Source organism: Lysobacter sp. 22409 (assembly GCF_052045105.1).
GTDB lineage: Bacteria > Pseudomonadota > Gammaproteobacteria > Xanthomonadales > Xanthomonadaceae > Lysobacter > Lysobacter antibioticus_B.
In genome coordinates this window covers 33,398-48,304 of sequence record NZ_JBQEOE010000044.1, presented here as the reverse complement: position 1 = coordinate 48,304, position 14,907 = coordinate 33,398, and the positions used below count along the sequence as shown (strand labels likewise).

Annotated in this window: 11 protein-coding genes; 8 read left to right on the top strand and 3 right to left on the bottom strand. The window is 68.8% G+C overall.

Features of this window, described 5'->3' with window-relative positions; genetic code table 11:
• Nucleotides 1-331: 331 nt before the first annotated feature.
• Nucleotides 332-1,258 carry a LysR family transcriptional regulator gene (locus ACTJJK_RS19260; protein WP_440730989.1) on the bottom strand — a complete coding sequence of 309 codons (927 nt, stop codon included), beginning with the start codon at nucleotides 1,256-1,258 and terminating at the stop codon, nucleotides 332-334.
• A gap of 90 nt (nucleotides 1,259-1,348) precedes the next feature.
• On the opposite strand from ACTJJK_RS19260, the gene ACTJJK_RS19255 reads away from it, so the two are divergent.
• The 7 genes from ACTJJK_RS19255 (at nucleotide 1,349) to ACTJJK_RS19225 (ending at nucleotide 6,822) form a co-directional block, all read left to right on the top strand.
• Entirely contained in the window at nucleotides 1,349-2,596 is a 1,248-nt protein-coding gene (locus tag ACTJJK_RS19255) for an acyl-CoA dehydrogenase family protein (protein ID WP_031373919.1), read from the top strand.
• The gene (locus tag ACTJJK_RS19250) at nucleotides 2,593-3,432 is read left to right on the top strand and encodes an SDR family oxidoreductase (RefSeq protein ID WP_440730988.1); all 840 of its coding nucleotides are present in this window, start codon (nucleotides 2,593-2,595) and stop codon (nucleotides 3,430-3,432) included. Before ACTJJK_RS19255 ends, ACTJJK_RS19250 begins: the two co-directional genes overlap by 4 nt.
• Nucleotides 3,429-4,529 (top strand): phosphotransferase family protein, encoded by a 1,101-nt coding sequence (locus ACTJJK_RS19245; RefSeq protein WP_440730987.1) that lies wholly within the window; start codon nucleotides 3,429-3,431, stop codon nucleotides 4,527-4,529. The genes ACTJJK_RS19250 and ACTJJK_RS19245 overlap by 4 nt, the downstream gene beginning before the upstream one ends.
• Before the next feature lies 1 nt (nucleotide 4,530).
• A complete protein-coding gene (locus ACTJJK_RS19240) occupies nucleotides 4,531-5,289 on the top strand; it encodes a histidine phosphatase family protein (RefSeq protein WP_440730986.1) in 759 nt (252 codons plus the stop codon).
• A 25-nt stretch (nucleotides 5,290-5,314) separates the two neighbouring features.
• Nucleotides 5,315-6,070, top strand: coding sequence for an SDR family oxidoreductase (locus tag ACTJJK_RS19235; RefSeq protein ID WP_031373915.1), 756 nt, complete (start codon nucleotides 5,315-5,317; stop codon nucleotides 6,068-6,070).
• 210 nt (nucleotides 6,071-6,280) lie between these two features.
• A complete protein-coding gene (locus tag ACTJJK_RS19230; protein ID WP_031373914.1) occupies nucleotides 6,281-6,520 on the top strand; it encodes a hypothetical protein in 240 nt (79 codons plus the stop codon).
• Between the two features lie 11 nt (nucleotides 6,521-6,531).
• Nucleotides 6,532-6,822 (top strand): hypothetical protein, encoded by a 291-nt coding sequence (locus ACTJJK_RS19225; RefSeq protein ID WP_031373913.1) that lies wholly within the window; start codon nucleotides 6,532-6,534, stop codon nucleotides 6,820-6,822.
• 290 nt (nucleotides 6,823-7,112) lie between these two features.
• Here ACTJJK_RS19225 and cueR read toward each other — a convergent pair whose 3' ends face one another.
• Nucleotides 7,113-7,571 carry a Cu(I)-responsive transcriptional regulator gene (cueR, locus tag ACTJJK_RS19220; RefSeq protein WP_031373912.1) on the bottom strand — a complete coding sequence of 153 codons (459 nt, stop codon included), beginning with the start codon at nucleotides 7,569-7,571 and terminating at the stop codon, nucleotides 7,113-7,115.
• A gap of 11 nt (nucleotides 7,572-7,582) precedes the next feature.
• Nucleotides 7,583-10,069 (bottom strand): heavy metal translocating P-type ATPase, encoded by a 2,487-nt coding sequence (locus ACTJJK_RS19215; RefSeq protein WP_440730985.1) that lies wholly within the window; start codon nucleotides 10,067-10,069, stop codon nucleotides 7,583-7,585.
• Nucleotides 10,070-10,300: 231 nt separating this feature from the next.
• Here ACTJJK_RS19215 and ACTJJK_RS19210 point away from each other — a divergent pair, with 231 nt between their 5' ends.
• On the top strand, nucleotides 10,301-14,722 hold the full coding sequence (locus ACTJJK_RS19210) for a DEAD/DEAH box helicase (protein ID WP_440730984.1): 4,422 nt from the start codon (nucleotides 10,301-10,303) through the stop codon (nucleotides 14,720-14,722).
• Nucleotides 14,723-14,907 lie beyond the last annotated feature (185 nt).

Sequence of the window (14,907 nt, the reverse complement as noted above, 5' to 3'; positions counted from 1 at the left end):
TCGCGAAGGCAATAGAAGACCCGGAGGGCGGCCCGCATGGATGCGGGCCGTTTTTCATCGGGACAGGGATGTCCCGTATGTAGAGCCCCGCGTATGCACCGCTCGTGCGGGCTTGTGATTCAAAGAAAAAGCATTTTTCTTTGGTTACCTTTCTTTTGTTGCTTATGACAAAAGAAAGTAACCCGCCGCTTTAGTGGCGGAAGCTTTAAGCGTTTGATCTAGATCTTGATCTTGCTTGAACGAAGTGCCGAAAACCCGTTACAGCGCGGTCGCGGCTTGTGACCGAAGGAAATCCAGTAGGACGCCGCTCCTACTCCTAAAGGCACGCTACTCACCCGAACAACCCCCGCTCGCACACTCCGACCACCACCTCCCTCAACCACTGATTGGCCGGATCGGACTCGCTGTTCGCATGCCAGTACAAATGCAATTGCGCCGCAGGCAGCGCGAACGGCACCGCGGCGCGTTGCAACTGCGCGCTCGCGGCGATACGGCCAGCGAGCCCAGCCGGCATGGTCAGCAGGTGGTCGGATTCGGCCACGACCTGGCAGGCGGAGTGGTAGTTCTGGCAACGCAGGGCGATCTGCCGCTGCAGGCCGAGGTTGAGCAGGGCGATGTCCTCGATCACCTGGCCGCTGGCGCGCGTCGATACCGCGACATGGCGCGCCTGCAGGTACTGCTTGAGACTCAGGCGCTTCGCCAAGGCATGGCCGCGGCGCATCACCACGCAGAAGCTGTCCTGGAACAAAGGCCGATGCCGCACCGGTTCGCTGATCGGCAGGGCGACGTCGATCGCGAGGTCGACCTGGCCGCCGGCCAGTTCGCGGCCGAGTTCGCGCCGCGCCACCGCCACGCTGGCCAAGGTCGCACCCGGGGCCTGCGCGTCCAGGGCCTGCGCGAGCGCGGGCAGCAGGGCGCTTTCGGTGGCGTCGGGCATGCCGACGCGGAACGACTGCCGGGTCCGCGCCGGGTCGAAGCGGTCCCACTGCTGCAACAGCTCGCGCAAGCGGACGAGGGCGTCGAGCAGGCTCGGGGCTAGGCGTTGGCAGGCCGGCGTCGGGCTCATGCGGCGGCCGTCGCGGACGAACAGCGGGTCGCCGAACTGCAGGCGCAGGCGGGCCAGGGCATGACTGACCGCCGACGGGGTCAGGAACAAGGCCTGGGCGGCGCGGCTGAGGTTTTGTTCGCGGTAGACCGCCTCGAACACCTTGAGCAGGTTGAGGTCGAGCTGGTCGGTCTTGCTATGAATTTGGCTCATCATGCGAAGTTAGCAAATATCACTTCATTCAGCCCGGCTGGCCGCCTAGGATGATCCCGACCGGGCCACCGCCCGCGCCAGGAATCCGTGATGGACTTCGCTCCGAGCGCCCGCACCGTCGAGCACTTGCAACGCTTGCGCGGTTTCATCGCCGAACATATCGCGCCGTTCGAGGCGCAGTACCGGCGCGAGAACGCGCAGCTCAATGCCGGCGCCGACTGGCGGCAGTGGCGGGTGCATCCGCGCATCGCCGAACTCAAGGCGCTGGCGCGCGAGGCCGGGCTGTGGAACCTGTTCCTGCCCGATGTCGAACTCGGCGGCGGCCTGTCGGTGCTCGAATACGCGCCGCTGGCCGAGGCGATGGGGCATTACGAATTCGCCGCCGAAGTCTTCAACTGCAATGCGCCCGACACCGGCAACATGGAAGTGCTGCATCACTTCGGCACGCCGGCGCAGAAGGCGCAGTGGTTGGCGCCGTTGCTGGCCGGCGAGATCCGTTCGGTGTTCTGCATGACCGAGCCCGAGGTCGCTTCGTCCGACGCGACCAATATGCAGGCGAGCGTCCGCGTCGACGGCGACGAACTGGTCCTGGACGGGCGCAAATGGTGGTCGACCGGCATCGGCCATCCCGATGCGCGCCTGGCGATCTTCATGGGCCTGTCCAATCCCGAGGCCGAACCTCACGCGCGCCACAGCATGGTGCTGGTGCCGTTGGACGCGCCGGGCGTACGCATCGAACGCATGCTGCCGACCTTCGGCGAATACGACCCTCCCTATGGCCACGGCGAGGTCGTATTCGAGAACGTGCGCGTGCCCAGGGACCAGTTGATCCTGGGTTTGGGGCAGGGCTTCGCGATCGCCCAGGGCCGGCTCGGGCCGGGCCGCATTCACCACTGCATGCGTGCGATCGGTGCGGCCGAACGCGCTTTGGAACTGATGATCCGCCGCGGCAGCGCGCGCCAGGCATTCGGTCAGCCGATCCTGCGCCTGGGCGGCAACCTCGAACGCGTGGCCCAGGCGCGCATCGCCATCGATCAGGCGCGTCTGCTGACCTTGTATGCGGCCTGGAAGATCGAACGTTTCGGGGTGAAGGCGGCGATGACCGAGATTTCGGCGATCAAGGTGGTCGCGCCGAACCTGCTGCAGGACATCGTCGACCAGGCGATCCAGATCCACGGCGGCGCCGGCGTTTCCCATGACGTGCCGCTGACCGGCTTGTTCATGATCGCGCGTGCCCTGCGCATCGCCGACGGCCCCGACGAAGTGCATCGCGCCATGGTCGCGCGCATGGAACTGGCCAAGTACGGCCTCGGCCGCAGCCACAAGGAAGCCGCATGAGCGCAGCTCAACGAGTCTTCATCACCGGCGGCGCCTCCGGCCTCGGCCGCGCGCTCGCCGAAGGCTATGCGCGCGACGGTGCGCGCGTGTGCATCGGCGACGTCAATGCCGTGCGCGGCGCGGAAACCCTCGCGGCCTTGCAGGCGCTCGGCACGACCGCGCACTACCTGCACTGCGACGTGACCCGCGAGGACGACCTGCAAGCCGCGGCCGACTGGTTGCTGGCGAACTGGGGCGGCGTCGACCTGGTCGTCAACAACGCCGGCGTCGCCGACATGGGCCCGGTCGAGGCGATGCCGATCGCCGACTGGCAATGGATGATCGACATCAACCTGCTCGGCGTCGTGCGCGGCTGCAAGACCTTCGCGCCGATGCTGCGTCGGCAGGGCGGCGGCACCATCCTCAACATCGCCTCGATGGCTGGGCTGATCCATCCGCCGTACGCGGCCGCCTACAACGCCACCAAGGCTGCGGTGGTCGCGCTGTCGGAGACGCTCAAGGCCGAACTTGACGCCGACGGCATCCGCATCGCCGTCGCCTGTCCGGCGTTCTTCCGCACCAATCTCAGCGAAAGCCTGCGCAGCACCGATCCGCGCTATGCGCGTTGGATGCGCAAGTTGGTCGACGAAGCCAGCATCGGCGCCGACGAGATCGCCGCGATGATCCGCGACGGCGTCGCCCGCAGCGAATTTCGCATCCTCACCCACGCCTCGGCAAAACGCTTCTGGATGCTCAAGCGCCTGCTGCCGTACCGTTTCTACGAAGCGGCGATGCGCCGTGCCGGGCAGGGCGGCCGCGCACGCAAGAAAACCGCGGCGGCGGACGGCAGGGCATGACCGCACAGCCCGCCCATGCGGCCGTCTCCGGCGACGGCAGCCGCGCGGTGCGCGCCGGCGAGGAACTCGACGCCGCCGCCGTCGATGCCTGGCTCAAGCCGCGCCTGCCGCATCTGCGCGGCACGCCGGTGGTCAGCCAATACGCAGGGGGCGCGTCGAACTGGACCTACCGCCTGCACTACGACAACGACGACCTGATCCTGCGTCGCCCGCCGGCCGGCAAGAAAGCCAAGTCGGCGCACGACATGGGCCGCGAGTTCCGCATCCAACAAGCGTTGAAGCCGGTGTTCCCGTTCGTGCCGGCGATGTACGCCCATTGCGAAGACGAGGCGGTGATCGGCGCCGAGTTCTACGTGATGCAGCGCCTGGACGGCCTGATCCCGCGCAAGAACCTGCCGGCCGGTGTCGAGCTGTCGCGCGACCAGGTCCGCAGCCTGTGTGTCAACGTGCTCGATACCTTGATCGCATTGCATCAGGTCGACCACCGTGCGGCAGGCCTGGAGCGACTTGCCGCCGGCGCCGGCTACATCCAACGCCAGATCGACGGCTGGAGCCGGCGCTATGCCGACGCCCGCACCTGGAACGTGCCGAACGGCCGCGGCATCGTCGATTGGCTGCGCGCGAACCTGCCGCAGGACGAGCGCATCTGCCTCACCCATAACGACTTCCGTTTCGACAACGTGGTGCTCGATGCGCAGGACCCGACCCGGGTGATCGGCGTGCTCGACTGGGAACTGGCCACGCTCGGCGACCCGCGGATGGACCTCGGCAGTACCCTGGCTTACTGGGTCGAGGCCGGCGACGACTTCATCGCCCAAAGCACCCGCCGCCAACCGACCCATCTGCCCGGCATGTTCAGCCGTCGCGAGGTGATGGACTACTACAGCGAACGCACCGGCCTGCGCCCGCGCAGTTGGGCCTTCTACGAAGTCTATGGGCTGTTCCGCCTGTCGGCGATCGCGCAACAGATCTACTACCGCTATCACCATGGTCAGACCCGCAACCCGGCTTTCAAGCGCTTTTGGCTGTCGGTGAATTATCTGCATTGGCGTTGCCGCCGCACGATCGCGCGCGACCGGTGCGGGCAGGGCGCCTGAGATGGCGACGACGATTCATCTGATCCGCCACGGCCAGGCCGCGTTCGGCGCGGCCGATTACGACGAACTCAGCGCGCTGGGGCGCCAACAATCCTGCCTGCTCGGCGCTGCGCTCGCCCCGCTGTGGCGAGACGGCGACCGCGTCGTCGTCGGCGGCATGCGCCGGCACCGGCAGACCGCGCAGGAATGTCTGGCGGCCATGCGTTCCGCCCGCGGCAGCCACGGTGGCTTGGCTGGGTCCTCAGTGGCTGGGTCCTCGGATGCCGGGCACTTTGACCCAGGCCCAGCCACCGACCCGCGCTGGAACGAATTCGACCACCGCGAAATCGTCGCCCGCCATCGACCCGAATACATCGACCACGAACGTCTGGTCGCCGATCTGGGCGCTGCCGCCGATCCGCGCCGCGCCTTCCAGTCGCTGTTCGCCGCGGCGATGACGCGCTGGTCCAGCGGCGATCACGACCCCGACTACAGCGAAACCTGGCCGGCGTTCCGGCAACGTTGCCGCGACGCCTTGCAAGCGGCCGCCGATGCCGCGGCGGGTTCGAGCAACGTGTGGGTGTTCACCTCGGGCGGCCCGATCGCCGCGGTCGTGCAGGGCCTGCTCGATGCGCCCGATGCGCAGGCGCTGCGCCTGAGCTGGAGCCTGGTCAACGCCAGCGTCACCCAGCTGCATGTCGCCCGCAGCGGCCTGCGCTTGTCCACCTTCAACGGCCATGCGCATCTGTACGCACGCGACGACCTCATCACTTATCGCTGAACTTATCGCTTCAGGAGCCGGCCGCATGCGCAAGCACATCCTCATCACCGGAGCCAGTTCCGGACTCGGACGCGGCATGGCGCGCGAGTTCGCACGCGCCGGCAGCGACCTCGCTCTGTGCGCGCGACGCCTCGATCGCCTGGAAGCGCTTAAAGCCGAACTGGAAGCCGCACATCCCGGCATCCGCGTCGCCATCCGCAGCCTCGACGTTACCGATCACGAGCAGGTGTTCGCGGTGTTCCGTTCCCTGCGTGCCGAACTCGGCGCGCTCGACCGCGTCATCGTCAATGCCGGCATCGGCCAGGGCGCGCCGGTCGGCAAGGGCCAGTTCGCCCTTAATCGAAGCATCGTCGAGACCAATTTCCTCGCCGCACTCGCGCAGTGCGAAGCGGCGATGGAGATCTTTCGCGAAGCCGGCCTCGGCCACCTGGTATTGATCTCGTCGATGAGCGCGATGCGCGGCATGCGCGGCGGCCTCACCGCTTATGCGGCGAGCAAGGCCGGCGTCGCCTCGCTCGCCGAAGGCATCCGCACCGATATGCTGCGCAAGCCCTCGATCAAGGTCAGCACGATTTTCCCGGGCTATATCCGCACCGAAATGAACGAGCAGGCGCCGGCCAAGCAGACTCCGTACATCATCGACGAAGCCACCGGTTGCCGTTTGCTGGTGCGTGCGATCGACAGGGAATCGGCCAAGGCCTACGTGCCCTGGTGGCCTTGGGCCTTGTTGGGCTGGTTGATGAAGCGCTTGCCGCTGTCGTGGGTGGCCAAGCTCAACTGAGTGGGCCGCGCATCGGCTGGCGCGGTTGAGCGCTACGCATGCGTCGTGCGATGAGATTCCTCGCATGCGCCGGGAACATCGCCTCGTTCATGTTCTCGAACGCTCGCCGATTCAGCATCGCTGGCGCGCACGCCTAGGGTCATTCCCAGATTGACCCGGATTTCTCCGTGGCGACACTGGATTCCGCCATCCCCCACAAAGGAACTGTCCATGTCTCTTTTCGGCGATCTAGCGAGCGGTATCGGTCAGGCACTCGGCGCAGGCATCGGTTCGCTCGGCGGCCCCTTGGGCACGATGATCGGCAGGGAAATCGGTGGCGTGATCGGCGATTTCGTCGCCGGCGCCGCGGACCAATTCCTCGGCCTGGCCAACGACGCCGCGCAGGATTCGGATCTGCCCGAAGCGGCCAAGTTCGTGTTGAACACGGCCTACGACATCGGCTTCAATTGAGCCGCGCGGCGATGGACCCGGAGCAGCGCCGTCGCGAATGGCTCGAGCGCCTGCAGGCGATGCGCGAAATCGGTGCGATCGAGGCGTCCGACGAGAACGCCTTGATCCGTCAATACGACGAGCGTGCGCAACGCCTGCGCGACGAACTGGCGCGGATCGCCCCCGAGTATCTGCGCCGGGTCGACAGCGACGGCGAAGACGAGGCCAAGCGTTGGCTCGCCGAGACCGCCGAAGCCATGGGCCGGCGCGACGGCGAGGAAACCCGCCAGGCCCTGGCGGCGGCGACGCGCAATCACGCTTGATCGTGGGGTCTTCGTAGCGTTCCGGTCGCGGCTCACGCCGCTCCTACAGGGGGAGGCGTCGCTACGGAAGCTTTTGTAGGAGCTGCGTAAGCTGCGACCGCGACAGTCGCGCGACGGCGCATGTTGTTGGGACCGACGCGCGCATCGCGAATGACCTGAAACGCATCGACCGCCGCCGCGACAATGCGGGCGGCGGCGTATGTCGTTGCAGCCGCCATGCACATCTCTGTCGCAACCTGCCTCGGGCGTCAATCGCAGCCGCGACATCGTGGGCGCGGCTTGCGCCGCTCCTACCCTGAAATGCCCCGGCTTTCCGCCAGATCTTCCAGGATCGGGCAATCCGGCCGGTGGTCGCCGTGGCAACGGTGGGCCAGTTCTTCCAGGGTGCGCTGCATGGTCTGCATCTCGCGGATTTTGCCGGCGAGCTCTTCGGCATGGGCCAGGGCCAGGCGCTTGACCTCGACGCTTTCGCGCGAGCGGTTGTCCCACAGCCCCAGCAAGGTCTCGATCTGCTTGATCGAGAACCCCAGCGAGCGCGAGCGCTTGATGAAGCGCAGGCGGTGCACGTCGTTGTCGCTGTACAAGCGGTAGCCGGCGATGCTGCGCCCGGCCGGCGGGATCAGGTCGATGCTTTCGTAGTGGCGGATCATCTTCGCGCTGACCCCGCTGAGGGCGGCGGCTTCGCCGATGTTGTGCAGGCCGTCGGCCTTGGCCTGGGCGAGTTCGGGCGGTAGTGCATTGCGGGGCATGGATGCGGTCCTCATCGGCCGGCGGCCGGGCGCCAGCGGCGCAGTAGCAGGGTGTTGCCGAGCACGCTGACGCTGGAGAAGGCCATCGCCGCAGCGGCGATGATCGGATCCAGCCAGCCCATCGCCGCCAGGGCGATGCCGACCACGTTGTAGCCGAAGGCCCAGAACAGATTCTGACGGATCTTGCGGGTGGTGCGGCGCGAGATGTCGATCGCGTCGGCGACCAGGCCCGGCTGCGGACGCATCAGGGTGATGCCGGCGGCCTGCATCGCCACGTCGGTGCCGCTGCCCATGGCGATGCCGACATCGGCCGCGGCCAGCGCCGGGGCATCGTTGACGCCGTCGCCGACCATCGCCACCGTGCCGCGGCGAGCCAGTTCGGCGACTACAGCGGCTTTCTGTTCCGGCAGCACGTCGGCGCGCACCTCGTCGATGCCCAGCGCATCGGCGATGCTGCGCGCGGCGCCGGCATGGTCGCCGGAGATCATCACGGTGCGCAGGCCCAGCGTATGCAGGCGCGCGACGGCGGCCTTGGCGTCCGGGCGCGGGGTGTCGCGGAAGCCGAGCAGAGCGAGCACGCGAACGGCCGCAGCGGATGGCTGATCCTCGGCCGCCAGCCACGACACGCTGTGGCCGCCCGCGCTCAAGCGCTCGGCTTGCGTGCGCCACGGCGCCAGCTCTGCGCCCAGTTCTTCGAGCATGCGGGTGCTGCCGAGCAGCAACGAGCGGCCGTCGACCCGGCCACGCAAACCTCGCCCGGGCACGGCGACGACCGTCGAGGCCGAGGGCAGGGTCAGTCCGGCGGCGGCCCGGCCCACGGCCTTGGCCAGCGGATGCTCGCTGCCCGATTGCAGCGCCGCGGCTTGCGCCAGCACCGCGTCGCGATCGCCGTCGATGGCGATCAGTTCGGCCAACACCGGCTCGCCGACGGTCAGGGTGCCGGTCTTGTCGAAGGCGACGGTGTCGATGCGGTGTGCAAGCTCGAGCGCTTCGGCATCCTTGATCAGCAGGCCGGCGCGTGCGGCGGCGCCGGTGCCGGCCATGATCGCGGTGGGCGTAGCCAGGCCGAGCGCGCAAGGGCAGGCGATCACCAGCACCGCGACCGCGTTGAGGATGGCCTGGTTCCAATCGCCGGTGGACAGGCCCCAAGCGAGCAGGGTGGCCAGCGCGAGCACGATCACCACCGGCACGAACACCGCGCTGACCTTGTCGACCAGGTGTTGGATCGGCGCCTTCTTCGCCTGCGCGTCCTCGACCAGGCGGATGATCCGCGCCAACGCGCTCTCGGCGCCGACCGCGAGCGTTTCGACCACGATGCGGCCTTCGCCGTTGACCGCGCCACCGGTGACGCGGTCGCCTTCGCCGCGCGCGACCGGCAGCGACTCGCCGGTGATCAGCGATTCGTCGACATGGGTGCGGCCTTCGTCGATGCGGCCGTCGGCGGCGATGCGTTCGCCCGGGCGCACCACGACCCGGTCGCCTACGCGCAATTGCGCGATCGGAAGCTCGGTTTCGACGCCGTCGCGCAACACCCGCGCACTGAGCGGACGCAGCGCTTGCAGCGCGCGGATCGCCGCGGTGGTCTGGCGCTTGGCGCGCGCCTCCAGCCATTTGCCGAGCAGGATCAAGGTGACGATGACCGCCGAGGTTTCGAAGTACAGCGCGCTGCTGTCGCCGCGCAGCAGGTGATACAGGCTCAGGCCGTAACCGGCGCTGGTGCCGAGCGCGACCAACAGGTCCATGTTGCCGCTGCGCGCACGCAGGGCCTGCCAGCCGGCCCGATAGAAGCGCGCACCGAGCCAGAACTGCACCGGCGTGGCGAGCGCGAACTGCAGCCAGCCGGGCAGCATCCAATGCTCGCCGAATAGCAGGCCGAGCATCGGTGCGACCAAGGGCAGCGACAGCGCGGCGGCGATCAGCAGGTGGCGAGTCTCGCGCGACATCGGCGGGGTCGGCGCGGCCGCGGTTTCAGCCTGCCGGGAGGCCTGCGGCGTACCGCCGTCGTCGTCGTCGGAGGGGGCAGCGGCGGGCAGGGCCGCGGCGTAGCCGGCGCGCTCGACGGCTTCGATCAACGCGGCCGCTTCGACACCGTCGAAGACTTTTACGGTCGCGCGCTCGGTCGCGAGGTTGACCGAGGCCGCGACCACACCGGCGACCGCGCTCAAGGCTTTCTCGATCCGCCCCACGCAGGAGCCGCAATTCATGCCGCGCAGTTCCAGTTCGACCTCGCGCACGACCACCGCGTAGCCGGCGGCGGCGACCGCGCGTTCGATCTCAGCCGCTGAGACGGCCGTGGCCGAGCCTAGCTCGGTGGTTTCGGTGGCCAGGTTGACGCTGGCGCGGTCGACGCCGGGCACTGCGAGCAAGGCCTTCTCCACCCGCGCCACGCACGAGCCGCAGGTCATGCCGACGATGCCGAAACGCAGGGAATGGGCGGCGGGCGCTGCGGCCGGATGGGCCGGCGGGTGCAGCGGGGGCGGGTGTGCGGCGGCATTCATGGGCGTTCTCTCGGAAGTTCTGGTTCGGATGCCGGGCAGGTTGGGGCTTCCCATGATGGGAAGGTCAAGCTTCGCCTGGCGTGAGGACGTGGCCGTGCTGCCGGGCGCCGGCCTGAATCGTTCACCGGACAGGCGCAAACCCTTCGATTCCGGCCTCGCTGCGGTTTAGGGATGCCAGAATCGACCCCATCTAGGCTGGACAACCCGAGGCCGCGGCGACGCGGCGAACGCATGGTCCTCGACGACTTCCATCCCGCCATCGCCGCCTGGTTCCGCTCGGCGTTTCCGGCGCCGACCCAGGCCCAGGAACTCGCCTGGCCGGCCATCCGCGCCGGCCGCAACACCCTGGTGGCGGCGCCGACCGGTTCCGGCAAAACCCTGACCGCATTCCTGGCCGCGATCGACGCGCTGGTCCGCGAGGGCCTGGAACAAGGCCTGCGCGACGAGACCGCGGTGGTCTACGTCTCGCCGTTGAAGGCCTTGTCGAACGACATCCATCTGAATCTCGAAGCGCCGCTGGCCGGCATCGGCGAAGCCTTGCGCGGCATGGGCCTGGACGACCCCGGCATCCGCACCGCGGTGCGCACCGGCGACACCCCGGCCGGCGAACGCCAGTCGATGCGGCGCAAGCCGCCGCACATCCTGGTGACCACGCCGGAGTCGCTGTACGTGCTGATGGGCTCGGAATCGGGCCGGACCATGCTCTCGACCGTGCGCACCGTGATCGTCGACGAAATCCACGCCGTCGCCGACGACAAGCGCGGCAGCCATCTCAGCCTGACCCTCGAACGCCTGCGCGAGTTGTGCGCGCAACCGCCGGTGCGGATCGGCCTGTCGGCGACGCAGAAGCCGATCGACGAAGTGGCGCGTTTCCTGGTCGGCGCCGATGCGGTCGACGCGGCCGGCCGCCCCGATTGCGCGATCGTCGACATCGGCTACGCCAAGCAGCGCGACCTGGCCCTGGAACTGCCGGGCTCGCCGCTGTCGGCGGTGATGTCGCACGAGCAGTGGGACGAGGTCTACGAACGCCTCGCTGCCCTGGTCGGCGAACACCGCACCACCCTGGTGTTCGTCAACACTCGGCGCATGGCCGAACGCGCCGCGCGCCATCTCGCCGACCGCCTCGGCAAGGACGCGGTCGCCGCGCACCACGGCAGCCTGGCGCGCGAGCTGCGTCTGGACGCCGAGCAGCGCCTCAAGCGCGGCGAATTGCGGGTGCTGGTGGCGACCGCCTCGCTGGAACTGGGCATCGACATCGGCGACATCGACCTGGTCTGCCAGCTCGGTTCGCCGCGTGCGATCGCCGCTTTCCTGCAGCGCGTCGGCCGCGCCGGCCATCATGTCGGCGGCGTGCCGAAGGGGCGTTTGTTCCCGCAGTCGCGCGACGACCTGGTCGAGTGCGCGGCCTTGCTCGACAGCGTGCGCCGCGGCGAGCTGGATGCCTTGCAGATTCCGTCGGCGCCGCTGGACGTGCTGGCCCAGCAGATCGTCGCCGAGGTCGCCGCGCAGGAGTGGGGCGAGGACGCGTTGTACGCCTGCCTGCGCCGCGCCTGGCCCTATGCCGGGCTGCAACGCAAGGATTTCGATGCGATCGTGCGCATGCTGGCCGACGGCTTCACCACCCGTCGCGGGCCGCGTTCGGCCTATATCCATCGCGACGCCGTGCACGGCCGCCTGCGCGCGCGTCGCGGCAGCCGCATGACCGCAGTGATGTCGGGCGGCACCATCCCCGACACCGGCGACTACACGGTGTTGCTCGAACCCGAGGCCGTCACCATCGGCAACGTCAACGAGGACTTCGCCATCGAAAGCCTTGCCGGCGACGTGTTCCAGCTCGGCAACGCCAGCTATCGCATCCTGCGCGTCGAGCCGGGGCGGGTGCGGGTCGAGGATGCCCAGGGCCAGCCGCCGAACATTCCGTTCTGGCTCGGCGAAGCGCCGGGCCGCAGCGACGAATTGTCGGCCAGCGTGTCGCGGCTGCGCGAGGCGGTCGAGACTTTGCTCGCGGCCTCGCCGCAGGCCGGGGAGGCTGCGCGCGCGCTCAGCGAGACCTTCGGTTTCGACGCCGAGACTGCGATCCAACTCGTCGACTACCTCGGCCGCACGCGCCAGGCGCTCGGTGTGGTGCCGAGCCAGCAGCGCCTGGTGTTCGAGCGCTTTTTCGACGAATCCGGCGGCACCCAACTGGTGATCCATTCGCCCTACGGCAGCCGCATCAACCGCGCCTGGGGTCTGGCCCTGCGCAAGCGTTTCTGCCGCAAGTTCAATTTCGAGCTGCAAGCCGCGGCCACCGAGGACGCGATCGTGCTGTCGCTGTCGACCAGCCACAGCTTCCCGCTCGAAGACGTCGCCCGCTATCTGCACTCGGCCTCGGCCCTCGACGTGTTGACCCAGGCCTTACTCGATGCGCCGCTGTTCGCGGTGCGCTGGCGTTGGAACGCGACCACTGCGCTGGCCCTGCCGCGTTTCGTCGGCGGCCGCAAGGTTGCGCCGCAATTGCAGCGGATGAAGAGCGAGGATTTGCTGGCGACGGTGTTCCCGGACCAGGTCGCCTGCGCCGAGAATCTGGTCGGCGAGCGCGAGGTGCCGGACCATCCGCTGGTCGCGCAGACCCTGCACGACTGTCTGTACGAGGCGATGGACAGCGCCGGTTGGCTGCGCATGCTGCGCCGGCTGGAACAGGGCGAGGTGCAGGTGATCGGGCGCGACGTCACCGCGCCGTCGCCGATTGCGGCCGAGGCGATCAATGCGCGGCCCTATGCTTTCCTCGACGACGCGCCGCTGGAAGAACGCCGCACCCAGGCGGTGATGGCGCGGCGCTATGCCGAGGCCGACAACGCCGGCGATCTGGGCCGGCTCGATCCGGAGGCCATCGAGGCAGTCCGCGGCGAGGCCTGGCCGGAAGTCCGCGACGCCGAGGAAATGCACGAGGCGCTGATGGGGCTCGGCTTCGTCACCGTCGCCGAGGCCGCGGCGAACGATTGGCCGCGCTGGCTGACGGCATTGGCCGACAGCGGCCGCGCCACCGCCCTGCGGTTGTCGGCGAGCGAACCCGCACCGGCGTGGTGGGTCGCGACCGAGAACCTGCCACAGGCGCGAGCACTGTTCGCCGACGCCGTGGCCGAGCCGGCGGTGGTCGTGCCCGAGGAATACCTGGCGACGGCGTGGAGCAGTGAGGAGGCCTCGGTCGAGCTGCTGCGTTCGCGCCTGACCGCGCTCGGCCCGACCACGGTCGCGGCCCTCGCTCGCCACGGCCACCGCGATGTCGGCGAGATCGAACTGGCGCTGTTGCGGCTGGAGCAGGAAGGCTATGTCATGCGCGGCCGCTTCGGCCGCGACAGCCTGCTCGGCGGCGACGAGGAATGGTGCGAACGGCATCTGCTGGCGCGCATTCACCGTTACACCGTCGGCCGCCTGCGGCGCGAGATCGAGCCGGTCGAACCGCGCGACTTCGCCCGCTTCCTGTTCGATTGGCAGCATTCGACCGCTGCGACGCGGATGAGCGGGCCGCAGGCCCTGCGCGCGGTGCTGGAACAACTGGAAGGCTACGAAGCGCCGGCGTCGGTGTGGGAAAGCGAGCTGCTGCCGGCGCGCATCGCCGACTACGATTCGAGCTGGCTCGACGAACTGTGCAGCGCCGGCCGGGTGACCTGGGCGCGTTTGCGTCCGGACGCGAATGCCGGCGCGGTCAACGGCACCTCCGCAGCATCGGTGCCGCAAGGCGTGCCGAGTGTGCGGCAGACGCCGATCGTGCTGTTGCCGCGGCGCGCATTGGCCGATTGGCGCCTCGCTGCCGGCCGCAAGGCCGATCCGGCGCCGGTGTCGTCGCGCGCGCAACGCGTCCTCGCCGCGCTCGACGCGCGCGGGGCCTCGTTCTTCGATGAACTCGAACGCGATGCGCATCTGCTGCGCACCGAACTGGAAGAGGCACTCGGCGAGTTGGTCACCCGCGGCCGCATCACCTGCGACAGCTACGCCGGCCTGCGTGCCTTGCTGGTGCCGCCGTCCAAACGCGTGTCGACCCACGGCGCCCGCCGTCGTCGCGCCTTGCTGACCGACTTACAGGATGCCGGTCGCTGGTCGTTGACGGGGCCGGCCGAAGGCGAGGGCGTGCCTGCCGATGCGGCGCGCAACGCCGAAGCCAACGAGCACATCGCCTGGCGATTGCTCGAACGCTACGGCGTGGTGTTCTGGCGCCTGATCCAGCGCGAAGCCGCCTGGCTGCCGCCGTGGCGCGACCTGCTGCGCGTCTATCGGCGCCTGGAAGCGCGCGGCGAGATCCGCGGCGGCCGTTTCGTCAGCGGCATGTCCGGCGAGCAATTCGCCTTGCCCGATGCGGTCAACAGCCTGCGCCAGATCCGCCAGCGTGCCCACGACGGTGCGGTGGTCTGCGTGTCCGCGGCCGACCCGCTGAACCTCGCCGGCAGCGTACTCGCCGGCGTAAAAGTGCCGCGCATCCCCGGCGCGCGCATCGCCTTCCGCGATGGCGTGGCGGTGGCCAGCCTGCTCGCCGGTCAGGTCGAAGAACTGGTGGCGTTGCCGGCCGACGCCCAGCGCGACGTCCATCGCCTGCTGTTGCGCCGGCCGGGCAGCGCCGCGGCTGCGGCCGAGGCCAGCATCGACGAGGTCATGCGCAATCTGGCGCGGCATTGATCGGAATATGTCGATAGGTTTTTGCCCTTGCCCTTGCCCTTGCCCTTGCCCTTGGCTCTGGCATCAGCTTTGGCTGTGCGCAGCCTCACGCTCGCGAAGGCTGAAGAAGACCCGGAGGGCGGCGCGCAGGGATGCGCGCCGTTTTTCATCGGGACAGGGATGTCCCGTATGAAAAATCCCCGCGG